Source organism: Microbacterium sp. NPDC055903, from assembly GCF_053615555.1.
Genome location: NZ_JBSHCA010000001.1, coordinates 1962934 through 1981513 on the forward strand (window position 1 = coordinate 1962934; position 18580 = coordinate 1981513).

At 66.0% G+C, this 18580-nt stretch carries 32 protein-coding genes; 31 read left to right on the forward strand and 1 reads right to left on the reverse strand.

Annotated features, from left to right (window positions below):
- Positions 1–140: 140 nt before the first annotated feature.
- The 24 genes from ACWGJP_RS09035 to map all read left to right on the forward strand — a co-directional run bounded on the left by ACWGJP_RS09035 (position 141) and on the right by map (position 13212).
- Complete coding sequence (locus ACWGJP_RS09035) at positions 141–353, forward strand: hypothetical protein (protein WP_452329424.1); 213 nt, start codon at positions 141–143, stop codon at positions 351–353.
- 441 nt (positions 354–794) lie between these two features.
- Positions 795–1103, forward strand: a complete 309-nt coding sequence (gene rpsJ / locus ACWGJP_RS09040; RefSeq protein ID WP_017201594.1) for a 30S ribosomal protein S10 — start codon at positions 795–797, stop codon at positions 1101–1103.
- 8 nt (positions 1104–1111) lie between these two features.
- Entirely contained in the window at positions 1112–1771 is a 660-nt protein-coding gene (gene rplC, locus ACWGJP_RS09045) for a 50S ribosomal protein L3 (RefSeq protein WP_452329425.1), read from the forward strand.
- 2 nt (positions 1772–1773) lie between these two features.
- The gene (gene rplD / locus ACWGJP_RS09050; protein WP_452329426.1) at positions 1774–2436 is read left to right on the forward strand and encodes a 50S ribosomal protein L4; all 663 of its coding nucleotides are present in this window, start codon (positions 1774–1776) and stop codon (positions 2434–2436) included.
- Positions 2433–2756, forward strand: coding sequence for a 50S ribosomal protein L23 (rplW, locus tag ACWGJP_RS09055; RefSeq protein ID WP_452329427.1), 324 nt, complete (start codon positions 2433–2435; stop codon positions 2754–2756). The genes rplD and rplW overlap by 4 nt, the downstream gene beginning before the upstream one ends.
- Before the next feature lie 20 nt (positions 2757–2776).
- Positions 2777–3616, forward strand: a complete 840-nt coding sequence (gene rplB / locus ACWGJP_RS09060; protein ID WP_452329428.1) for a 50S ribosomal protein L2 — start codon at positions 2777–2779, stop codon at positions 3614–3616.
- A 12-nt stretch (positions 3617–3628) separates the two neighbouring features.
- Entirely contained in the window at positions 3629–3910 is a 282-nt protein-coding gene (gene rpsS, locus ACWGJP_RS09065) for a 30S ribosomal protein S19 (RefSeq protein ID WP_120229702.1), read from the forward strand.
- On the forward strand, positions 3910–4308 hold the full coding sequence (gene rplV / locus ACWGJP_RS09070; protein ID WP_452329429.1) for a 50S ribosomal protein L22: 399 nt from the start codon (positions 3910–3912) through the stop codon (positions 4306–4308). Before rpsS ends, rplV begins: the two co-directional genes overlap by 1 nt.
- Positions 4308–5060, forward strand: coding sequence for a 30S ribosomal protein S3 (gene rpsC, locus ACWGJP_RS09075; RefSeq protein ID WP_452329430.1), 753 nt, complete (start codon positions 4308–4310; stop codon positions 5058–5060). Before rplV ends, rpsC begins: the two co-directional genes overlap by 1 nt.
- Positions 5060–5479, forward strand: coding sequence for a 50S ribosomal protein L16 (gene rplP / locus ACWGJP_RS09080; protein WP_067354305.1), 420 nt, complete (start codon positions 5060–5062; stop codon positions 5477–5479). The genes rpsC and rplP overlap by 1 nt, the downstream gene beginning before the upstream one ends.
- Positions 5479–5793, forward strand: coding sequence for a 50S ribosomal protein L29 (rpmC, locus tag ACWGJP_RS09085; RefSeq protein WP_452329431.1), 315 nt, complete (start codon positions 5479–5481; stop codon positions 5791–5793). Before rplP ends, rpmC begins: the two co-directional genes overlap by 1 nt.
- The gene (gene rpsQ, locus ACWGJP_RS09090) at positions 5793–6110 is read left to right on the forward strand and encodes a 30S ribosomal protein S17 (RefSeq protein WP_452329432.1); all 318 of its coding nucleotides are present in this window, start codon (positions 5793–5795) and stop codon (positions 6108–6110) included. Before rpmC ends, rpsQ begins: the two co-directional genes overlap by 1 nt.
- On the forward strand, positions 6107–6475 hold the full coding sequence (rplN, locus tag ACWGJP_RS09095) for a 50S ribosomal protein L14 (protein WP_067354309.1): 369 nt from the start codon (positions 6107–6109) through the stop codon (positions 6473–6475). The genes rpsQ and rplN overlap by 4 nt, the downstream gene beginning before the upstream one ends.
- 2 nt (positions 6476–6477) lie before the next feature.
- Positions 6478–6837, forward strand: coding sequence for a 50S ribosomal protein L24 (rplX, locus tag ACWGJP_RS09100; RefSeq protein WP_452329433.1), 360 nt, complete (start codon positions 6478–6480; stop codon positions 6835–6837).
- Entirely contained in the window at positions 6837–7427 is a 591-nt protein-coding gene (rplE, locus tag ACWGJP_RS09105; RefSeq protein ID WP_452329434.1) for a 50S ribosomal protein L5, read from the forward strand. Before rplX ends, rplE begins: the two co-directional genes overlap by 1 nt.
- Positions 7428–7550: 123 nt before the next feature.
- Positions 7551–7949: a 30S ribosomal protein S8 gene (gene rpsH / locus ACWGJP_RS09110; RefSeq protein ID WP_452329435.1), complete on the forward strand. Its 399-nt coding sequence runs from the start codon at positions 7551–7553 to the stop codon at positions 7947–7949.
- 6 nt (positions 7950–7955) lie between these two features.
- On the forward strand, positions 7956–8492 hold the full coding sequence (rplF, locus tag ACWGJP_RS09115; RefSeq protein ID WP_452329436.1) for a 50S ribosomal protein L6: 537 nt from the start codon (positions 7956–7958) through the stop codon (positions 8490–8492).
- A gap of 2 nt (positions 8493–8494) precedes the next feature.
- Positions 8495–8854, forward strand: a complete 360-nt coding sequence (gene rplR / locus ACWGJP_RS09120; RefSeq protein WP_452329437.1) for a 50S ribosomal protein L18 — start codon at positions 8495–8497, stop codon at positions 8852–8854.
- The gene (gene rpsE / locus ACWGJP_RS09125) at positions 8851–9531 is read left to right on the forward strand and encodes a 30S ribosomal protein S5 (protein WP_452329438.1); all 681 of its coding nucleotides are present in this window, start codon (positions 8851–8853) and stop codon (positions 9529–9531) included. Before rplR ends, rpsE begins: the two co-directional genes overlap by 4 nt.
- Positions 9531–9716, forward strand: coding sequence for a 50S ribosomal protein L30 (rpmD, locus tag ACWGJP_RS09130; protein WP_067194508.1), 186 nt, complete (start codon positions 9531–9533; stop codon positions 9714–9716). The genes rpsE and rpmD overlap by 1 nt, the downstream gene beginning before the upstream one ends.
- On the forward strand, positions 9716–10363 hold the full coding sequence (rplO, locus tag ACWGJP_RS09135; protein ID WP_452329439.1) for a 50S ribosomal protein L15: 648 nt from the start codon (positions 9716–9718) through the stop codon (positions 10361–10363). Before rpmD ends, rplO begins: the two co-directional genes overlap by 1 nt.
- 103 nt (positions 10364–10466) lie before the next feature.
- The gene (gene secY, locus ACWGJP_RS09140; RefSeq protein ID WP_452329440.1) at positions 10467–11789 is read left to right on the forward strand and encodes a preprotein translocase subunit SecY; all 1323 of its coding nucleotides are present in this window, start codon (positions 10467–10469) and stop codon (positions 11787–11789) included.
- Positions 11786–12382: an adenylate kinase gene (locus ACWGJP_RS09145; protein ID WP_452329441.1), complete on the forward strand. Its 597-nt coding sequence runs from the start codon at positions 11786–11788 to the stop codon at positions 12380–12382. The genes secY and ACWGJP_RS09145 overlap by 4 nt, the downstream gene beginning before the upstream one ends.
- Positions 12383–12384: 2 nt before the next feature.
- A complete protein-coding gene (gene map, locus ACWGJP_RS09150; RefSeq protein ID WP_452329442.1) occupies positions 12385–13212 on the forward strand; it encodes a type I methionyl aminopeptidase in 828 nt (275 codons plus the stop codon).
- Positions 13213–13290: 78 nt separating this feature from the next.
- On the opposite strand, the gene ACWGJP_RS09155 is transcribed toward map, so the two are convergent.
- Positions 13291–14283, reverse strand: a complete 993-nt coding sequence (locus tag ACWGJP_RS09155) for a hypothetical protein (RefSeq protein ID WP_452329443.1) — start codon at positions 14281–14283, stop codon at positions 13291–13293.
- 335 nt (positions 14284–14618) lie between these two features.
- On the opposite strand from ACWGJP_RS09155, the gene ACWGJP_RS09160 reads away from it, so the two are divergent.
- The 7 genes from ACWGJP_RS09160 to rplQ all read left to right on the forward strand — a co-directional run bounded on the left by ACWGJP_RS09160 (position 14619) and on the right by rplQ (position 18575).
- Complete coding sequence (locus tag ACWGJP_RS09160; RefSeq protein ID WP_452329444.1) at positions 14619–15302, forward strand: DsbA family protein; 684 nt, start codon at positions 14619–14621, stop codon at positions 15300–15302.
- Between the two features lie 162 nt (positions 15303–15464).
- Positions 15465–15686, forward strand: a complete 222-nt coding sequence (infA, locus tag ACWGJP_RS09165; RefSeq protein WP_005050493.1) for a translation initiation factor IF-1 — start codon at positions 15465–15467, stop codon at positions 15684–15686.
- Between the two features lie 82 nt (positions 15687–15768).
- Complete coding sequence (gene rpmJ, locus ACWGJP_RS09170) at positions 15769–15885, forward strand: 50S ribosomal protein L36 (protein WP_005050492.1); 117 nt, start codon at positions 15769–15771, stop codon at positions 15883–15885.
- Positions 15886–16065: 180 nt separating this feature from the next.
- Complete coding sequence (rpsM, locus tag ACWGJP_RS09175) at positions 16066–16440, forward strand: 30S ribosomal protein S13 (protein ID WP_452329445.1); 375 nt, start codon at positions 16066–16068, stop codon at positions 16438–16440.
- Between the two features lie 30 nt (positions 16441–16470).
- Positions 16471–16869 (forward strand): 30S ribosomal protein S11, encoded by a 399-nt coding sequence (gene rpsK / locus ACWGJP_RS09180; RefSeq protein WP_452329446.1) that lies wholly within the window; start codon positions 16471–16473, stop codon positions 16867–16869.
- Between the two features lie 148 nt (positions 16870–17017).
- Positions 17018–18007: a DNA-directed RNA polymerase subunit alpha gene (locus ACWGJP_RS09185; protein WP_452329447.1), complete on the forward strand. Its 990-nt coding sequence runs from the start codon at positions 17018–17020 to the stop codon at positions 18005–18007.
- 34 nt (positions 18008–18041) lie between these two features.
- Entirely contained in the window at positions 18042–18575 is a 534-nt protein-coding gene (gene rplQ / locus ACWGJP_RS09190) for a 50S ribosomal protein L17 (RefSeq protein ID WP_452329448.1), read from the forward strand.
- Positions 18576–18580 lie beyond the last annotated feature (5 nt).

An 18580-nucleotide genomic window follows, 5' to 3' on the forward strand; every position in this document is an offset into this window, starting at 1 on the left:
TCGCTTGCTTCTCGCAGGGGTCGGGCCTTCGGGTCCGGCCCCTGTGTCGTTCCCACGCTCTTCCCTTCCCGCGCCTGCGCGGGCAGAATGAGCTTGGCCGTCGGAATCCCGGCGGCGGAAGACCTCGGATGGGGGAAGCAATGGGAATCGAAGACATCGTCGACAAGGGCAAGGAATTCTTCGAGCAGAACAAGGACAAGGTCGAGGAGGCCCTCAAGAGCGAGCAGGCCGAGGGCATCAGCGACAAGATCCTCGACGGCGTTTCGGACTTCGCCAAGAAGGTGGCCCCTGGTGCTGCCGACCAGATCGACGACGTCCGCTCGAACGTCGACAAGGCCGTCGGAAACGAGTGAGCTGAGACTTCTGAAAGGGGCGGGATCCTGCGGATCCCGCCCCTTTTCGCTGCCGCGCGCAGCGCGCGACACGCCCGGGTTTGCAGAAGTGAAATCGGGCATGGCAGAATAGACAGGTTCCACATTCCGTGGGTGCGCTGTGCGCGCCGGGCGGATCACCACCAGGGCAGTGCATAGACGGCATCCGTTTCGGATCGCAGGGTTCTAGGCCGCGGGTGGCAGAACACACCCAACACCTCCACCAGGAGGTTCTGCCGCGCGCCGAGAGGCGTGCGGGCTGACAGAAGAACAGTGGTGCGCCCTTCGACAGGCTCGGGGACCGACAGGTCCGAGAGTCGGACGGAGGGGGAGTGCCGAGGCGCGAACAGCGCCGTCGTGCGTCCAATGCCCCTGGGTCACCCGGCCCAGGACGGTAAGACGCCTTAAGAGAGAGAGCAGACAATGGCGGGACAGAAGATCCGCATTCGCCTGAAGTCGTATGACCACGAGGTCATCGACACGTCCGCACGCAAGATCGTCGACACCGTGACCCGTGCGGGCGCGACGGTCGTCGGACCCGTGCCCCTTCCGACCGAGAAGAACGTCGTGTGCGTCATCCGGTCGCCCCACAAGTACAAGGACAGCCGCGAGCACTTCGAGATGCGCACCCACAAGCGTCTGATCGACATCGTCGACCCGACGCCCAAGGCCGTCGACTCGCTGATGCGTCTCGACCTGCCCGCCGATGTCAACATCGAGATCAAGCTCTGAGGCTCGCCATGGTTGACATCAACGCAAAGATTTCCAAGGGACTGCTGGGCACGAAGCTCGGCATGACCCAGGTGTGGAACGAGAGCGGCAAGCTCATCCCCGTCACCGTCATCGAGCTGGCGCCCAACGTGGTCACCCAGATCCGCACCCCCGAGAAGGACGGCTACAACGCCGTCCAGATCGCGGCCGGTCAGATCGACCCGCGCAAGGTCACCAAGCCCCTCACCGCTCACTTCGAGGCAGCCGGCGTCACGCCGCGTCGTCACGTCACCGAGATCCGCACCGCGGATGCCGGTGAGTACACCCTGGGCCAGGAGCTCACGGTGGACGGCGTCTTCGAGGCCGGTCAGCTGGTCGACGTCGTCGGCACCAGCAAGGGCAAGGGCTTCGCCGGTGTCATGAAGCGCCACAACTTCAAGGGCGTCTCCGCTTCGCACGGTGCGCACCGCAACCACCGCAAGCCCGGCTCCATCGGCGCATCGTCGACCCCGAGCCGCGTCTTCAAGGGCATGCGCATGGCCGGCCGTATGGGTGGCGAGCGCGTGACCGTCCTGAACCTCACGGTGCACGCCATCGACGCCGAGAAGGGACTCATGCTCGTCAAGGGCGCCGTCCCCGGTGCGCGTGGCCGCGTCGTCTACGTCCGCAACGCAGTGAAGGGTGCCTGATCATGGCTGACTCGACTCTCGCGCTCGACGTCCTCAAGGCCGACGGCAAGAAGGCCGGCTCCATCGAGCTGCCCGCCGCGATCTTCGACGTCAAGACGAACATCCCGCTGATCCACCAGGTCGTCGTCGCACAGCTCGCCGCTGCGCGTCAGGGCACCCACTCGACCAAGCGTCGCGGTGAGGTCTCCGGTGCGGGCCGCAAGCCGTTCAAGCAGAAGGGCACGGGTAACGCTCGTCAGGGCTCCATCCGCGCTCCGCACATGACCGGTGGTGGCATCGTCCACGGCCCGAAGCCGCGCGACTACTCGCAGCGCACCCCCAAGAAGATGATCGCCGCCGCCCTGCTGGGTGCGCTGAGCGACCGCTTCCGCGGTGAGCGCCTGCACGCCGTCGAGGGCTTCGGTCTCGACGCCGCTCCTTCGACCAAGACCGCGGCGGCGCTGCTCGCCCAGGTCGCCGGCCCGAAGAACATCCTGGTCGTCACCCAGCGTGACGACGAGGTGACCATCAAGTCCGTCCGGAACCTCCCGAACGTGCACTGGCTCACCTTCGACCAGCTCAACGCCTACGACGTGCTCGTCTCCGACGACATCGTCTTCACCAAGGCCGCGCTCGAGGCGTTCATCGCCTCGAAGACCGGCGCTACCGAGGAGGTCTCGGCATGACCGAGCAGGCAAACGTCCTGGCGACCGCTCTCAACAAGGACCCGCGCGACATCATCCTGAAGCCGGTCGTGTCCGAGAAGAGCTACTCGCTCATCGACGAGGGCAAGTACACGTTCCTCGTCGACCCGCGCGCCTCGAAGACCGAGATCAAGCTCGCCATCGAGAAGATCTTCGGCGTCAAGGTCGCGGCTGTCAACACGATCAACCGCGTCGGCAAGGCCCGTCGCACCCGCTTCGGCACCGGCAAGCGCAAGGACACCAAGCGCGCCATCGTGACCCTGAAGTCGGGCACCATCGACATCTTCACGGCAATCGGCTGATCCGGGGGATAAGGACAATCATGGCTATTCGCAAGTACAAGCCCACGACCCCCGGTCGTCGCGGTTCGTCGGTGGCCGACTTCGCCGAGATCACCCGATCGACGCCTGAGAAGTCGCTGCTGCGCCCGCTGTCGAAGACCGGTGGCCGCAACAACCAGGGCCGCATCACGACCCGTCACATCGGTGGTGGCCACAAGCGCCAGTACCGTGTCATCGACTTCCGTCGCAATGACAAGGACGGCATCAACGCCAAGGTCGCTCACATCGAGTACGACCCCAACCGCACCGCGCGCATCGCGCTGCTGCACTACTTCGACGGTGAGAAGCGCTACATCCTCGCCCCGAACAAGCTGTCGCAGGGTGACATCATCGAGTCGGGCGCCTCGGCTGACATCAAGCCGGGCAACAACCTGCCGCTGAAGAACATCCCCACCGGTACCGTGATCCACGCGATCGAGCTCCGCCCCGGCGGCGGCGCGAAGCTGGCTCGCTCGGCGGGCACCTCGGTGCGTCTCGTCGCCAAGGACGGCCCCTACGCGCAGCTCCGTCTGCCGTCGGGCGAGATCCGCAACGTCGACGCGCGCTGCCGCGCCACGATCGGTGAGGTCGGCAACGCCGAGCAGTCGAACATCAACTGGGGCAAGGCCGGCCGCAAGCGCTGGAAGGGCGTCCGCCCGACCGTGCGTGGTGTCGCCATGAACCCGGTCGACCACCCGCACGGTGGTGGTGAGGGCAAGACCTCCGGTGGACGTCACCCCGTCACGCCGTGGGGCCAGGCTGAGGGCCGCACCCGTCACGCCAACAAGGAAAGCGACAAGTACATCGTGCGTCGTCGCAACGCCGGCAAGAAGCGCAAGTAGGAGTAAGAGAAGATGCCTCGCAGTCTTAAGAAGGGCCCCTTCGTCGACGAGCACCTGCTTCGCAAGGTGGTCGTGCAGAACGAAGCCGGCACGAAGAACGTCATCAAGACCTGGTCGCGCCGTTCGATGATCATCCCGGCCATGCTGGGTCACACCATCGCCGTCCACGACGGTCGCAAGCACATCCCCGTGTTCGTGACCGAGACCATGGTCGGTCACAAGCTGGGCGAGTTCGCGCCCACCCGCACCTTCCGCGGCCACGAGAAGGACGACAAGAAGGGGCGGCGCCGCTAATGGTCGAATCCATCGCACGCGTGAAGCACATCCGCGTGACCCCGCAGAAGGCTCGTCGTGTCGTCGCGCTCATCAAGGGCAAGCAGGCCCAGGAGGCTCTGGCGATCCTGAAGTTCGCACAGCAGAGCGCCAGTGAGCCGATCTACAAGCTTGTCGCGTCGGCGATCGCCAACGCGCAGGTGAAGGCGGATCGTGACGGCGAGTACCTCGACGAGCAGGACCTGTACGTGAAGAACGCGTACGTCGACGAGGGCACGACGCTCAAGCGTTTCCAGCCCCGTGCTCAGGGTCGGGCTTTCCAGATCAAGAAGCGCACGAGCCACATCACGGTCGTGCTCTCGACGCCGGAGGTTGCCGCGGCAGCCGATGGCGACAGCAAGAAGAAGGCGAGCAAGTAATGGGACAGAAGGTTAACCCGTACGGCTTCCGCCTCGGTATCACGACCGACCACGTCTCGCGTTGGTTCTCCGACTCGACGAAGCCGGGTCAGCGCTACGCGGACTACGTGGCCGAGGACATCAAGATCCGCAACCTGCTGAAGACGCAGCTCGACCGCGCCGGTGTCTCGAACATCGAGATCGAGCGCACCCGTGACCGCGTGCGCGTGGACATCCACACCGCGCGTCCCGGCATCGTCATCGGACGTCGTGGAGCAGAGGCCGAGCGCATCCGCGGCGACCTCGAGAAGCTCACCGGCAAGCAGATCCAGCTGAACATCCTCGAGGTCAAGAACCCCGAGGCCGACGCTCAGCTGGTCGCGCAGGGCATCGCCGAGCAGCTCTCTGCTCGTGTGGCGTTCCGTCGCGCGATGCGCAAGGGTCTGCAGGGCGCTCAGCGCGCCGGCGCCAAGGGCATCCGCATCCAGGTCTCCGGCCGCCTCGGCGGCGCCGAGATGAGCCGTTCGGAGTTCTACCGCGAGGGTCGTGTGCCGCTGCACACGCTGCGCGCGAACATCGACTACGGCTTCTACGAGGCGAAGACCACCTTCGGCCGCATCGGCGTGAAGGTCTGGATCTACAAGGGCGACCTGACCAACAAGGAGCTCGCTCGCGAGCAGGCCAACGCACCCAAGTCCCGTCGTGACGACCGTGGCGACCGTCGCCGTGGTTCGCGCAACGAGGCCCCCGTCGCAGAAGGAGCGTCAGCCTGATGCTTATTCCCCGTAAGGTCAAGTACCGCAAGCAGCACCACCCCAAGCGTGATGGCCAGGCCACCGGCGGCACGAAGGTCTCCTTCGGCGAGTTCGGCATCCAGGCTCTCACCCCGGCGTATGTGACCAACCGTCAGATCGAGTCCGCTCGTATCGCGATGACGCGTCACATCAAGCGTGGCGGAAAGGTGTGGATCAACATCTACCCCGACCGCCCGCTGACCAAGAAGCCCGCTGAGACCCGCATGGGTTCCGGTAAGGGTTCGCCGGAGTGGTGGGTCGCCAACGTCAAGCCGGGTCGCGTCCTCTTCGAGGTCGCCGGCGTCAACGAGCAGCTCGCTCGTGAGGCACTCACCCGTGCCATCCACAAGCTGCCTCTCAAGGCACGAATCATCAAGCGCGAGGAGGGCGACGCGTAATGGCGATCGGCACCAAGGAGCTCGCTCCCAGCGAGCTCGACACGTTCGAAGACCAGCGCCTCGTCGAGGAGCTGCGCAAGGCCAAGGAGGAGCTGTTCAACCTCCGTTTCCAGTCGGCCACCGGCCAGCTGGAGAGCCACGGCCGCATCCGCGCCGTCAAGCGCGACATCGCGCGCCTGTACACCGTGATCCGCGAGCGCGAGCTGGGCATCCGTGCGACGCCCGCTCCGGTCGAGGCTCCGGCCAAGAAGGCGTCCAAGGCAAAGGCGAAGAAGTCCGAAGAGGCTGAAGCGCCCAAGGAGGAGGCCGAGTAATGGCTGAGAAGAAGGTTGCAGCCGCCGAGGCCGAGCACGCAGCCCACGACGTCCGCGACGCGGACGCCCGTGGCTACCGCAAGGCCCGCCGCGGTTATGTCGTCAGCGACAAGATGGACAAGACCATCGTGGTCGAGGTCGAGGACCGCGTGAAGCACCCGCTTTACGGCAAGGTCATCCGCCGCACCTCGAAGGTCAAGGCGCACGATGAGACGAACTCCGCCGGCATCGGCGACCTCGTCCTCATCAACGAGACCCGCCCGCTGAGCGCCACGAAGCGCTGGCGTCTGGTGGAGATTCTGGAGAAGGCCAAGTGATTCAGCAGGAGTCCCGCCTCAAGGTCGCCGACAACACCGGCGCGAAGGAGCTGCTCACCATCCGCGTGCTCGGCGGCTCCCGCCGTCGCTACGCCGGCCTCGGTGACACCATCGTCGCGACCGTCAAGGACGCGATCCCGGGCGGCAACGTCAAGAAGGGCGACGTCGTCAAGGCGGTCATCGTCCGTACCGTGAAGCAGACCCGTCGCCCAGACGGTTCCTACATCAAGTTCGACGAGAACGCCGCCGTCATTCTGAAGAACGACGGGGAGCCCCGCGGCACCCGTATCTTCGGGCCGGTCGGTCGTGAGCTTCGTGACAAGAAGTTCATGAAGATCGTCTCGCTCGCACCGGAGGTCATCTGATCATGGCGAACATCAAGAAGGGTGACCTGGTTCAGGTCATCACCGGCCGCAAGCAGGACAAGGGCGGCGACCGCGGCAAGCAGGGCAAGGTCCTCGAGGTCCTCGTCGAGTCGAACCGTGTGATCGTCGAGGGCGTCAACTACGTCACCAAGCACACGCGCGTCGGCCAGACGCAGCGCGGCACGAAGACGGGTGGCCTCGAGACCGTCGAGGCTCCCATCCACATCTCCAACGTCGCGGTCGTCGACCCGTCGACCAAGAAGCCGACCCGTGTCGGCCACCGGGTCGAGGAGCAGACCAAGGACGGCGTCAAGCGCACCGTCCGCGTCCGCTACGCGAAGAAGTCAGGTAAGGACCTCTGATGAGCACCGACACTGCCGCGGTGGCTGGCAAGATCCAGCCCCGCCTGAAGCAGAAGTACAACGACGAGATCAAGAAGGCTCTGCAGGAAGAGTTCGGCTACACGAACGTCATGCAGATCCCCGGCCTCGTCAAGGTCGTCGTCAACACCGGTGTCGGTGAGGCGGCTCGCGACAGCAAGGTGATCGAGGGTGCGGTCGACGACCTCACCAAGATCACCGGTCAGAAGCCGATCGTCACGAAGGCCCGGAAGTCGATCGCGCAGTTCAAGCTGCGCGAGGGACAGCCCATCGGCGCGCACGTCACCCTCCGTGGTGACCGCGCCTGGGAGTTCATCGACCGCCTGGTCTCGCTCGCCCTGCCCCGCATCCGCGACTTCCGCGGGCTGTCGGCCAAGCAGTTCGACGGCAACGGCAACTACACCTTCGGTCTCCAGGAGCAGAGCGTGTTCCACGAGATCGATCAGGACCGGATCGACCGCGTGCGCGGTTTCGACATCACCGTGGTGACGTCGGCGAAGACGGATGACGAGGGTCGTGCGCTGCTGCGTCACCTCGGCTTCCCGTTCAAGTCGGACGACGCCAAGGCGTGAGCATCGACCGGGTGGGGTGCGTGAGCATCCCACCCGGTCGCGTACAATTGAAGATTGCGTGCTCATCGCAGGCCGTCTGTCGTGTAACGGCAGCCGGAACCTCATGAACGAAAGAAGAACACAATGACAATGACAGACCCGGTCGCAGACATGCTGACCCGTCTGCGCAACGCGAACTCGGCGCACCACGACTCCGTGACGCTGCCGTCGAGCAAGCTCAAGACGCACATCGCCGAGATCCTCCAGCAGGAGGGTTACATCGCCGGTTGGGACGTCGCCGACGCACGCGTGGGCAAGAACCTCACGCTGACGCTGAAGTACGGCCCGAACCGCGAGCGCTCCATCGCCGGCATCAAGCGCGTGTCGAAGCCCGGCCTGCGCGTCTACGCCAAGTCGACCGAGCTTCCCAAGGTCCTCGGCGGCCTCGGCGTCGCCATCCTGTCCACCTCCTCCGGTCTTCTCACCGACCGTCAGGCAGAGCAGAAGGGCGTGGGCGGAGAAGTTCTCGCCTACGTGTGGTGATCTGAAATGTCGCGTATTGGACGACTTCCCATCGAGATCCCCGCGGGCGTGACCGTTTCGGTCGACGGCCGTGAGGTCGCGGTGAAGGGCCCCAAGGGTGAGCTCACCCTGACGGTCGCGAACCCCATCGAGGTCGCCGTCGAGGAGAACCAGGTCCTGGTCTCCCGCCCCGACGACGAGCGCGAGTCCCGGTCGCTGCACGGCCTGACCCGCACCCTCATCAACAACAACATCATCGGCGTGACCGAGGGCTACACCAAGGGCCTCGAGGTCGTCGGAACCGGTTACCGCGTTCAGCAGAAGGGCGGCTCGGTCGAGTTCGCGCTCGGCTTCTCGCACCCGGTGCTGGTCGACCCGCCCGCCGGCATCACGCTCACGGTCGAGGGCACGAACAAGCTCACCGTGAGCGGCATCTCGAAGCAGGCTGTCGGCGAGGCAGCTGCGAACATCCGCAAGATCCGCAAGCCTGAGCCGTACAAGGGCAAGGGTGTCCGCTACGCGGGCGAGGTCGTGCGTCGCAAGGCCGGAAAGAGTGGTAAGTAACCATGGCTCTCAAGTCAAAGTCTGACGCCCGTTCGCGTCGTCACGCCCGTCTCCGCAAGAAGATCGTCGGCACCGAGCAGCGTCCGCGCCTCGTCGTGAACCGCTCCGCCCGTCACGTCTTCGTGCAGCTGGTCGACGACAGCAAGGGCCACACCGTGGCCTCCGCATCCACGCTCGAGACCGACCTGCGCGGTTTCGAGGGTGACAAGACCGCCAAGGCCCGCAAGGTCGGCGAGCTCGTCGCCGAGCGCGCGAAGGCCGCCGGCGTTTCCGAGGCCGTGTTCGACCGTGGCGGCAACCGCTACGCGGGTCGTGTCGCGGCGATCGCCGAAGGCGCCCGTGAAGGGGGGCTGGCACTGTGAGTGACATCAAGGAGAACGAAGTGACCGAGACGGCTGCTGCCTCGACCGAGGCCGCCGAGCCCGCTCGCGAGCAGCGTGAGGGCCGCCGCGGCGGCCGTGACCGCAACCAGGGTGGCCGTGACCGCAACTCGCGCGACCGCGGTGACAACCAGTTCCTGGAGCGCGTGGTCACCATCAACCGCGTGTCGAAGGTCGTGAAGGGTGGACGTCGGTTCAGCTTCACCGCCCTCGTGGTCGTCGGTGACGGCAACGGTCTGGTCGGCGTCGGCTACGGCAAGGCTCGTGAGGTTCCCCTCGCGATCTCGAAGGGCGTCGAAGAGGCCAAGCGGAACTTCTTCCGCGTGCCCCGCGTCGGCAGCACCATTCCTCACCCCGTCCAGGGCGAGGCCGCTGCCGGTGTCGTGCTTCTTCGTCCGGCTGCCGCCGGTACCGGTGTTATCGCCGGTGGTCCGGTCCGCGCCGTGCTCGAGTGCGCCGGCATCCACGACGTGCTGTCGAAGTCGCTCGGCTCGTCGAACACGATCAACATCGTGCACGCGACGGTGGAGGCACTGAAGCAGCTCGAGGAGCCCCGTGCGGTCGCCGCGCGTCGTGGCCTCGAGTTCGATCAGGTCGCCCCCGCGCGTCTGGTCCGTGCGGAGGCCGAGGCCATCGCCGCACAGAAGGTAGGTGCCTGATGGCTGCGCGCCTCAAGGTCACGCAGATCAAGTCCAAGGTGAGCGAGAAGCAGAACCAGCGCGACACGCTGCGCAGCCTCGGTCTGAAGCGGATCGGTGACTCCACCGTCCGCCCCGACGACGCGCAGACGCGCGGCTACGTCCGGACCGTCGCCCACCTCGTCAAGGTTGAGGAGATCGACTAATGGCTGAGAAGAACGAAGCCGTCGAGGCCGAGAAGGCCCCGAAGAAGGCTGCCGCTCCCAAGGCCGCAGCCGAGAAGAAGGCGCCGGCGGCGAAGAAGCCGGCTGCTGAGAAGGCTCCCGCAGCCGCCAAGGCCGACAAGGCCGAGGCTGCTGCGAAGAAGCCTGCCGCGAAGAAGCCTGCTGCCAAGAAGGAGGCCGAGACCACGCGTCCCGGCGTTCTGAAGGTGCACCACCTGCGTCCGGTCCCCGGTGCCAACACCGCCAAGACCCGCGTCGGTCGTGGTGAGGGCTCCAAGGGCAAGACCGCCGGTCGTGGCACGAAGGGCACCAAGGCCCGCAACACCGTGCGCGTCGGATTCGAGGGTGGGCAGATGCCGCTGCACATGCGCACCCCGAAGCTCCGCGGCTTCAAGAACCCGTTCCGCGTCGAGTACCAGGTCGTGAACCTGGAGAAGCTCGCCGAGCTCTACCCGAAGGGTGGAGAGGTCACCGTCAGCGACCTCGTCGCCAAGGGTGCGGTTCGCAAGAACGAGAAGGTCAAGGTCCTCGGCAACGGGGACATCGCGGTGAAGCTCACCGTCACGGTCGACAAGGTCTCGGGTTCCGCCGAGCAGAAGATCGTGGCTGCGGGCGGGTCCGTCAAGTAACCACCTGCACAGAGGGGTCGGAGAGTTCTCCGGCCCCTCTTGTGCGTTACTCTGGAGTTTCGGCCGTCCTACGGGGATCGGCGACCTTTCAGGAGGAAAGCCCTTGTTTAGCGCCATCGCGCGGATCTTCCGCACGCCCGACCTGCGTCGGAAGATCGGTTTCACCCTGGCGATCATCGCCATCTACCGTCTCGGCTCGCACATCCCGGCTCCGTTCGTGCACTTCCCGAACGTCGAGCAGTGCCTCGCCCTCAACGCCGGCACCGAGGGGCTGCTCAGCCTCGTCAACCTCTTCTCCGGCGGCGCTCTGCTGCAGCTGTCGATCTTCGCCCTCGGCGTGATGCCCTACATCACCGCGACGATCATCACGCAGCTCCTGCGCGTCGTCATCCCGCACTTCGAGGCGCTCCACAAGGAGGGCCAGGCCGGCCAGGCGAAGCTGACGCAGTACACGCGTTACCTCACGATCGCCCTCGCGCTGCTGCAGTCGACGACCCTCGTGACGGTCGCCCGCAGCGGCCAGCTCTTCGGCACGACGGACATCGCGGCCTGCCAGAACCTCCTCACCAACGACGTGTGGTGGGCGCAGCTGCTCATGATCATCGCGATGACCGCCGGCACCGGCCTCATCATGTGGTTCGCCGAGCTCGTCACCGAGCGCGGCATCGGCAACGGCATGTCGCTGCTCATCTTCACCTCGATCGCGGCGACCTTCCCGTCGGCCATGTGGATGATCTGGGAGAGCAACGGCTTCGAGGTCTTCCTCCTCGTGCTGGTCGTCGGCATCGTCGTGATGGGCCTCGTCGTCTTCGTCGAGCAGTCCCAGCGGCGCATCCCCGTGCAGTATGCGAAGCGGATGGTCGGACGCCGCACCTATGGCGGCACGAACACCTACATCCCGATCAAGGTCAACATGGCGGGTGTGATCCCGGTCATCTTCGCCTCGTCGCTGCTGTACATCCCGATGCTCATCGCGCAGTTCAACACTCCGCAGGACGGCACGGAGCCGGCCGCGTGGGTCACGTGGGTCTCGCAGTACTTCACCACGGGCGATCACCCGCTGTACATGGCGGTGTACTTCCTCCTGATCATCGGCTTCACCTACTTCTACGTGGCGATCACGTTCAACCCGGTCGAGGTCGCGGACAACATGAAGAAGTACGGCGGCTTCATCCCCGGCATCCGCGCAGGGCGCCCGACGGCCGAGTACCTGGACTACGTTCTCACCCGCATCACGCTGCCCGGCTCGCTGTACCTCGGCCTCATCGCCCTGATCCCGCTGGTCGCGCTGGCCACGGTCAACGCGAACCAGAACTTCCCGTTCGGCGGCGCGTCGATCCTCATCATCGTCGGTGTGGGTCTCGAGACCGTCAAGCAGATCGACGCGCAGCTGCAGCAGCGCCACTACGAAGGGCTGCTCCGATGACGCACTCCGCTCGACTCCTCATCGTCGGCCCGCAGGGCTCTGGCAAGGGCACGCAGGGCGTGCGCGTGGCGGAGGCGTACGGCATCCCCGTGGTCTCCACCGGCGACATCTTCCGCGCGAACATCAAGGGCGGCACGGAGCTCGGCAAGCAGGTCACCGAGATCCTCGACCGTGGCGATCTCGTTCCGGATGCTCTGACCGGCGAGATCGTGCGCGACCGTCTCTCGCAGGAGGATGCCGTGAACGGCTTCCTCCTCGACGGATATCCCCGCAATGCCGCGCAGGTCGCCGACCTCGACGCCTACCTGTCGGGTCGCGACGAGTCCCTCGACGCCGTCATCCTGCTCGACGTCCCCCGTGATGAGAGCATCTCGCGATTGAAGCTGCGTGCCGAGGAGCAGGGTCGCTCGGACGACACCGAGGATGCGATCGCGCACCGCCTCGACATCTACGAGAACGAGACCGCACCGATCCTCGCCGTCTACGGCGAGCGGGGCATTGTCGACCGCATCGACGGTGTCGGCTCGCTCGACGAGATCACCGAGCGCATCACCGCGGCGCTCGACGCCCGCGGTCTGCGCGCGACGGTCTGACCGTGTTCCGCCGCTCGATCTACAAGACGCCGGCCCAGCTCCGGTCGATGATCGAACCCGGCCTCATCACGGCCGCGTCGCTGGATGCCGCTGCGGCGCTGATCCGTCCCGGTGCGACGACCGCTGAAGTGGATGCCGCGGCCGAGGCGGCGATCCTCGCGCGAGGCGCGGAGTCGAACTTCCAGCTCGTCCGCGGCTACCGCCACACGACGTGCATCTCCGTGAACGAACAGGTCGTGCACGGCATCCCAGGGGAGCGCGTGCTGCAGCCCGGTGACATCGTCTCGGTCGACAGCGGTGCGCAGTACCAGGGCTGGAACGGCGACAGCGCCAGGACGTTCATCGTTCCCGGTGACGCCCCGGCCGAGGTCGTCGCCGCACGGCAGGAGCTGTCGCGCGTGACCGAGGGGTCGATGTGGGCGGGGATCGCGGCGATGGCGACTGCCGGGCATCTCGGCGACATCGGCGCGGCCATCCAGGACTACATCGAGGCGCAGGGAGAGTACGGCATCCTTCGCGAGTACGTCGGGCACGGGATCGGGCGCAAGATGCACGAGGCGCCGAGCGTGTTCAACTACCGCACCCCTGACCCGGGCGCCGAGGTGAAGCCGGGTCTCGTCCTGGCCATCGAGCCGATGGTGACCTCCGGCGGGGAGGCGACCTTCGTCGAGGACGACGACTGGACCGTGACGACGGTCGATGGCAGCGACGGATCCCACTGGGAGCACAGCGTCGCCGTGCACGACGGGGGCATCTGGGTCCTCACCGCCGCCGACGGCGGGGCAGCAGGTCTCGCACCCTTCGGGATCACTCCCGCTCCGATCTCCTGATCGGCCTCCGCCCGCGCTCGCCCCGCGAGCCCGTGAGGAACCATGTTCCGCATGAGAAACCACGCCAGCACTGGTTTCTCACCTTCTTCCTGGTTTCTCACGTTTCTTCTCTCGGGGGCGGTGGTGGAGGGTGGCGAGGAACTCCCGTTGTGCGGGGCGAACCCGCGGGACGGATGCTGCATCCAGAGCCGCGCGAATCGGCTCCACACGGAATGCGCCGGCGAGATCCCACCGGGCGAACGGATGGCCATGGCGTCGCAGACGATCCTCTCTCCGCTTCTCCCGTTCGAGCATCCGCGCAGCCGTGGCGGGGTCGTCGAGCCTGTACTTCCCCCAGCCATCCGACTCCCCGATCGTCCCGGTGCTCGGGAAATGGAAGTCCACCCGGTCGTCATGTCCTTCGTAGGTGAATCGACGCTGGATCTCCGGAGTCTCGTACCCGCACCATGCGATCACCGCGCGACTCACGCTCTCGCCGGGCGACTCCGAGGCGCCGTCCGCATTCGCCGTCAGCCAGCGAAGCCGCGCAGCGCCGCGTCTGCTCTGCTGGGTCGCAGTGAGACCAACGACTTCGTCCAATGCGAGTGCGCCACCCTGCACACGCGAGATCGCGGTGTCGAGCACCGCGAGGGCCTGCGCCGGCGGCAGCACCCGCAGGAGGTCGACGACGGTGTCGAGCATGCCCGTCGTGCGGATTCCATCGAGACGTACGACCTCCCGCCCATCGGCGCTTGTGTGCACACTGACGTCTCCGAATCGTCGAGAGGCGGTGCGCTCGGTGCTGAACACGTGGATGTCCGCCGTCTCGCCGAAGAGAGGGAGGCCGTGCACGACAGCGGCCGATTCGAGGCACAGAATCTGCTCGGGATGCGCGTCGGCGAAGGCGAGTACGCGAACGTGATATCTCTGCCATGACGCCAGCGCGCCGTATCGCTCCCGCAGCACATAGATCCCTCGACGCACCCGGTGCCACGAGTCATCGACCACGATCCGTCGTGAACGGGCCTCGGCGCTGGTGAGCAGCCGCAGGGGCGAGCGGACGACGGCCCGTTCCTTGATCAGCAGGGGCATGATGTCAGCGTGCGCCAGGGCGTCTTGTTGTCCCAGGTTCTGTGGATGAATCGGTCTCGTCGACGTCGGTGCAGGGCGTTCACGCCTCGTACGGCCGTGGTGGGGGCGAACTGTCTTCACCAGCGGCCGCGAGAAACCAACCTCGCATCGAGAAACCACCGCAACGCTGGTTTCTCGACTCTGGAGTGGTTTCTCGAGCCGTACGCTGTGTCTCGGTCGTAGGGGCCTCACAACCCGGGCATAGGAACATGCGGCAGGATGGATGCTGAGGCGCGCCCGCGCCCGAAGGCGTCAGAGGACCGTGAGAGGCGCGGTCCCTGGAAGATCGGAAGACAATGGCAGCAGCAGCCCAGAGCAAGCCCAACTGGTTCGTGATCGGGGTGTCGGCCGCCGTGGTCGTCGTTCTCGTCGCGATCGGCGGACTCGTCGTGTTCCTCAACAACCAGGCCACCGCGCCGGGCGTCGCGCCGGAGAGCAGCGCGATCGTCGACAGCGAGACCGGTGCGATCTCCTTCGGAGAGGGCGAGACCACCGTCGACACCTACATCGACTTCATGTGCCCCATCTGCGGCCAGTTCGAGGATGCCTATGGTGAGGCGCTGCAGACGGCCGCGGCGAATGACGACATCACGCTGAGGATCCACCCGATCTCGATCCTCAACGCCCAGTCCCAGGGCACCGAGTACTCCTCGCGGGCTGCGAGCGCGATGTACTGCGTGGCGAGCGAGGCGCCGGATTCCGCGCTCGCGTTCATGAACCTCCTGTTCGAGAACCAGCCGGGCGAAGGCACGGCGGGTCTCACCGACGACCAGCTCATCGCCTATGCGGAGGAAGTCGGTGCCGGCGCCGCCGCGGACTGCATCACCGACGGCACCTACAAGGCGTACAGCGAGGACCAGGTCGACAACACCCCGCCGGACCCCACCACGGGCCGCGTGGGCACGCCGACCGTCGCGATCGACGGAGAGCGCATCGACAACGGCGACATTGCCACGCGCTTCGCCGAGATCCTCGGCTGAACAGCGTGACCACGACGAAGGCGCATCCATTTGCCGGATGCGCCTTCGTCGTCTAATATTGATCTTTGGTGCTTTGCGCCTAGTTCGGCGTGTCCGACAGGCGAGCATCCAACCCATCCATCCACCGCAGATCGACCGGTCTGCAGAAGCGTCAGCGAGGCTATGGCTAAGAAAGACGGTGTCATCGAGATCGAGGGCGTCGTGTCCGAGGCGTTGCCCAACGCGATGTTCCGCGTTGAGCTCACCAACGGACACAAGGTTCTGGCAACGATCTCCGGAAAGATGCGGCAGAACTACATCCGCATCATCCCCGAGGACCGCGTGGTCGTGGAGCTCAGCCCCTACGACCTGACCCGCGGCCGCATCGTCTACCGCTACCGCTGATCGGTCGAGAAGTAACGACGGACGCGGCCCCTCGACAGGCTCGAGGTGCTCGGACGTACGAAGACAGCGAACAGGAAACACAATGAAGGTCAACCCCAGCGTCAAGCCCATCTGCGATCACTGCAAGGTGATCCGCCGTCACGGCCGCGTCATGGTGATCTGCAAGAGCAACCCGCGCCACAAGCAGCGCCAGGGCTGAGGCCTCGACGAGGCTCACGCTTCGACAGGCTCACGTGCTCAGCACATCTCACAACTGAATATCTAGAACGGCAGGATCAGACGCTTCGACGGGCTCAGCGAGCCGGCGAAGCCGACACCTCGGGGCGGAGGCCCGGGCACCGATCCTGCTCCACACCTCCACTCATCCCAGGAGAATCGCATGGCACGTCTTGCCGGCGTTGACATCCCGCGCGACAAGCGCGTGGTGATCGCCCTTACCTACATCTACGGCGTCGGCCGTACCCGTTCGGTCGAGATCCTCAAGGCCACCGAGATCGACGAGTCGATCCGCGTGAAGGACCTCTCGGACGAGCAGCTCGTCGCACTCCGCGACTACATCGAAGGCAACTACAAGGTGGAGGGTGACCTGCGCCGCGAGGTCGCCGCAGACATCCGCCGCAAGGTCGAGATCGGCTCCTACGAAGGCCTCCGCCACCGTCGTGGCCTTCCGGTCCGCGGTCAGCGCACCAAGACCAACGCCCGTACCCGCAAGGGCCCGAAGCGCACCGTCGCCGGCAAGAAGAAGGCCCGCTAAGCAGCGGCCAGGGAATAGGAGAAGACTTTCATGGCTGCACCCAAGGCCGCCGCGCGCAAGCCGCGCCGCAAGGAGAAGAAGAACATCGCGCTGGGCCAGGCCCACATCAAGTCGACGTTCAACAACACGATCGTTTCCATCACCGACCCGTCCGGCGCTGTCATCAGCTGGGCATCCTCCGGTGGCGTGGGCTTCAAGGGCTCGCGCAAGTCGACCCCGTACGCGGCCGGCATGGCCGCGGAGTCGGCTGCACGCCAGGCTCAGGAGCACGGTGTCAAGAAGGTGGACGTCTTCGTGAAGGGTCCGGGCTCCGGACGCGAGACCGCGATCCGTTCGCTGCAGGCCGCCGGCCTCGAGGTCGGACAGATCCAGGACGTGACGCCGCAGGCTCACAACGGCTGCCGTCCGCCGAAGCGCCGCCGCGTCTGATCTCGTTCAGCCCGGTCCGCCGCTCTCCGCCGGCCTCAGGATGCATCCTGGGGCCTGGAGCGGCGGGCCGGGCGACGCAGGTTTCCACAACTCAACACCTCACCCACCACATGTCATATAGCGGGCATGTGATCGAAAGGAACACACAGTGCTCATCGCACAGCGTCCCACACTGACCGAGGAAAAGATCGTCGAGAACCGGAGCCGGTTCATCGTCGAGCCGCTTGAGCCCGGCTTCGGCTACACCATCGGCAACGCGCTGCGTCGCAGCCTGCTCTCGTCGATCCCCGGCGCTGCTGTCACCAGCATCCGCATCGACGGCGTGCTGCACGAGTTCAGCACCATCCCCGGCGTGAAGGAGGATGTCACCGAGATCATCCTCAACATCAAGCAGCTCGTCGTCTCGAGCGAGCGCGACGAGCCCATCACGGCGTACCTGCGCAAGACCGGCGCCGGTGAGGTCACCGCCGCTGACATCTCCGCGCCCGCCGGTGTCGAGGTGCACAACCCCGAGCTCGTCATCGCGACCCTCAACGACACCGCGAAGTTCGAGCTGGAGCTGACCATCGAGCGCGGTCGCGGCTACGTCTCGGCGACGCAGAACCGCAACGAGTACGCCGAGGCCGGTCAGATCCCGATCGACTCGATCTACTCGCCCGTCCTGAAGGTCAGCTACCGCGTCGAGGCGACGCGTGCCGGTGAGCGCACCGACTTCGACAAGCTCGTCCTTGACGTCGAGACGAAGTCCGCGATCAGCCCGCGCGACGCCGTGGCTTCGGCGGCCAAGACCCTGACCGAGCTGTTCGGCCTCGCCCGCGAGCTGAACGTCGAGGCCGAGGGCATCGAGATCGGCCCGGCGCCGGTGGAGGCTGTGAACTCCAGCGAGCTGTCCATGCCGATCGAGGACCTCGACCTGTCGGTCCGTTCGTACAACTGCCTCAAGCGCGAGGGCATCAACACGGTGTCCGAGCTCGTGGCACTGTCCGAGACGCAGCTCATGAACATCCGCAACTTCGGCCAGAAGTCGGTCGACGAGGTGCGCGACAAGCTCATCTCGCTCGGTCTGTCGCTCAAGGATTCGGTGCCCGGTTTCGACGGCGCCCACTTCTACGGCGGCAGCGAAGACGAGTCCTTCTGACCTTCCCGAAATTCTGACCAAGAGGTAGACGATTATGCCCAAGCCCACCAAGGGTCCCCGCCTCGGAGGCGGCCCCGCCCACGAGCGCCTGCTGCTTGCCAACCTGGCTGCCGCGCTGTTCACCCACAAGTCGATCAAGACGACCGAGACCAAGGCCAAGCGCCTTCGTCCGCTCGCCGAGCGCCTGATCACCTTCGCCAAGCGCGGAGACCTGCACGCACGCCGCCGCGTGCTGTCGGTCATCGGTGACAAGGAAGTCGTGCACGTCCTGTTCGCCGAGATCGCCCCGCTCGTCGCGGAGCGCGAGGGCGGCTATACGCGCATCACCAAGGTCGGCAACCGCAAGGGCGACAACGCCCCGATGGCCGTGATCGAGCTCGTCCTCGAGCCCGTCACCCCGAAGAAGAAGGCCGCCAAGGCCGCTCCGAAGACCGAGAAGGTCGTCGAGGAGGCTCCCGCAGAGGAGGCTCCCGCGGAAGAGGTCGTCGAGGAGGCCGCTGAGGCTCCCGTCGAGGAGACCGCTGCCGAGGAGACCGCCGAGGCTCCGGCTGAGGAGAAGTCCGCGTAAGCATC

What these genes read in the sequence shown, in the direction of transcription:
- rpsJ (WP_017201594.1), top strand. Translation starts at nt 795, where the DNA reads ATGGCGGGACAGAAGATCCGCATTCGCCTGAAGTCGTATGACCACGAG.
- rpsQ (WP_452329432.1), top strand. Translation starts at nt 5,793, where the DNA reads ATGGCTGAGAAGAAGGTTGCAGCCGCCGAGGCCGAGCACGCAGCCCAC.
- rplE (WP_452329434.1), top strand. Translation starts at nt 6,837, where the DNA reads ATGAGCACCGACACTGCCGCGGTGGCTGGCAAGATCCAGCCCCGCCTG.
- rplP (WP_067354305.1), top strand. Translation starts at nt 5,060, where the DNA reads ATGCTTATTCCCCGTAAGGTCAAGTACCGCAAGCAGCACCACCCCAAG.
- ACWGJP_RS09160 (WP_452329444.1), top strand. Translation starts at nt 14,619, where the DNA reads ATGGCAGCAGCAGCCCAGAGCAAGCCCAACTGGTTCGTGATCGGGGTG.
- rplW (WP_452329427.1), top strand. Translation starts at nt 2,433, where the DNA reads ATGACCGAGCAGGCAAACGTCCTGGCGACCGCTCTCAACAAGGACCCG.
- rpsH (WP_452329435.1), top strand. Translation starts at nt 7,551, where the DNA reads ATGACAATGACAGACCCGGTCGCAGACATGCTGACCCGTCTGCGCAAC.
- rpsK (WP_452329446.1), top strand. Translation starts at nt 16,471, where the DNA reads ATGGCTGCACCCAAGGCCGCCGCGCGCAAGCCGCGCCGCAAGGAGAAG.
- rplR (WP_452329437.1), top strand. Translation starts at nt 8,495, where the DNA reads ATGGCTCTCAAGTCAAAGTCTGACGCCCGTTCGCGTCGTCACGCCCGT.
- rplO (WP_452329439.1), top strand. Translation starts at nt 9,716, where the DNA reads ATGGCTGAGAAGAACGAAGCCGTCGAGGCCGAGAAGGCCCCGAAGAAG.
- rplX (WP_452329433.1), top strand. Translation starts at nt 6,478, where the DNA reads ATGGCGAACATCAAGAAGGGTGACCTGGTTCAGGTCATCACCGGCCGC.
- rplQ (WP_452329448.1), top strand. Translation starts at nt 18,042, where the DNA reads ATGCCCAAGCCCACCAAGGGTCCCCGCCTCGGAGGCGGCCCCGCCCAC.
- rplD (WP_452329426.1), top strand. Translation starts at nt 1,774, where the DNA reads ATGGCTGACTCGACTCTCGCGCTCGACGTCCTCAAGGCCGACGGCAAG.
- rpsM (WP_452329445.1), top strand. Translation starts at nt 16,066, where the DNA reads ATGGCACGTCTTGCCGGCGTTGACATCCCGCGCGACAAGCGCGTGGTG.
- rpsC (WP_452329430.1), top strand. Translation starts at nt 4,308, where the DNA reads ATGGGACAGAAGGTTAACCCGTACGGCTTCCGCCTCGGTATCACGACC.
- rpmJ (WP_005050492.1), top strand. Translation starts at nt 15,769, where the DNA reads ATGAAGGTCAACCCCAGCGTCAAGCCCATCTGCGATCACTGCAAGGTG.
- rpmD (WP_067194508.1), top strand. Translation starts at nt 9,531, where the DNA reads ATGGCTGCGCGCCTCAAGGTCACGCAGATCAAGTCCAAGGTGAGCGAG.
- ACWGJP_RS09035 (WP_452329424.1), top strand. Translation starts at nt 141, where the DNA reads ATGGGAATCGAAGACATCGTCGACAAGGGCAAGGAATTCTTCGAGCAG.
- infA (WP_005050493.1), top strand. Translation starts at nt 15,465, where the DNA reads ATGGCTAAGAAAGACGGTGTCATCGAGATCGAGGGCGTCGTGTCCGAG.
- rplB (WP_452329428.1), top strand. Translation starts at nt 2,777, where the DNA reads ATGGCTATTCGCAAGTACAAGCCCACGACCCCCGGTCGTCGCGGTTCG.
- rplV (WP_452329429.1), top strand. Translation starts at nt 3,910, where the DNA reads ATGGTCGAATCCATCGCACGCGTGAAGCACATCCGCGTGACCCCGCAG.
- rpsS (WP_120229702.1), top strand. Translation starts at nt 3,629, where the DNA reads ATGCCTCGCAGTCTTAAGAAGGGCCCCTTCGTCGACGAGCACCTGCTT.
- ACWGJP_RS09145 (WP_452329441.1), top strand. Translation starts at nt 11,786, where the DNA reads ATGACGCACTCCGCTCGACTCCTCATCGTCGGCCCGCAGGGCTCTGGC.
- ACWGJP_RS09155 (WP_452329443.1), bottom strand. Translation starts at nt 14,283, where the DNA reads ATGCCCCTGCTGATCAAGGAACGGGCCGTCGTCCGCTCGCCCCTGCGG.
- rplF (WP_452329436.1), top strand. Translation starts at nt 7,956, where the DNA reads ATGTCGCGTATTGGACGACTTCCCATCGAGATCCCCGCGGGCGTGACC.
- rpmC (WP_452329431.1), top strand. Translation starts at nt 5,479, where the DNA reads ATGGCGATCGGCACCAAGGAGCTCGCTCCCAGCGAGCTCGACACGTTC.
- rplC (WP_452329425.1), top strand. Translation starts at nt 1,112, where the DNA reads ATGGTTGACATCAACGCAAAGATTTCCAAGGGACTGCTGGGCACGAAG.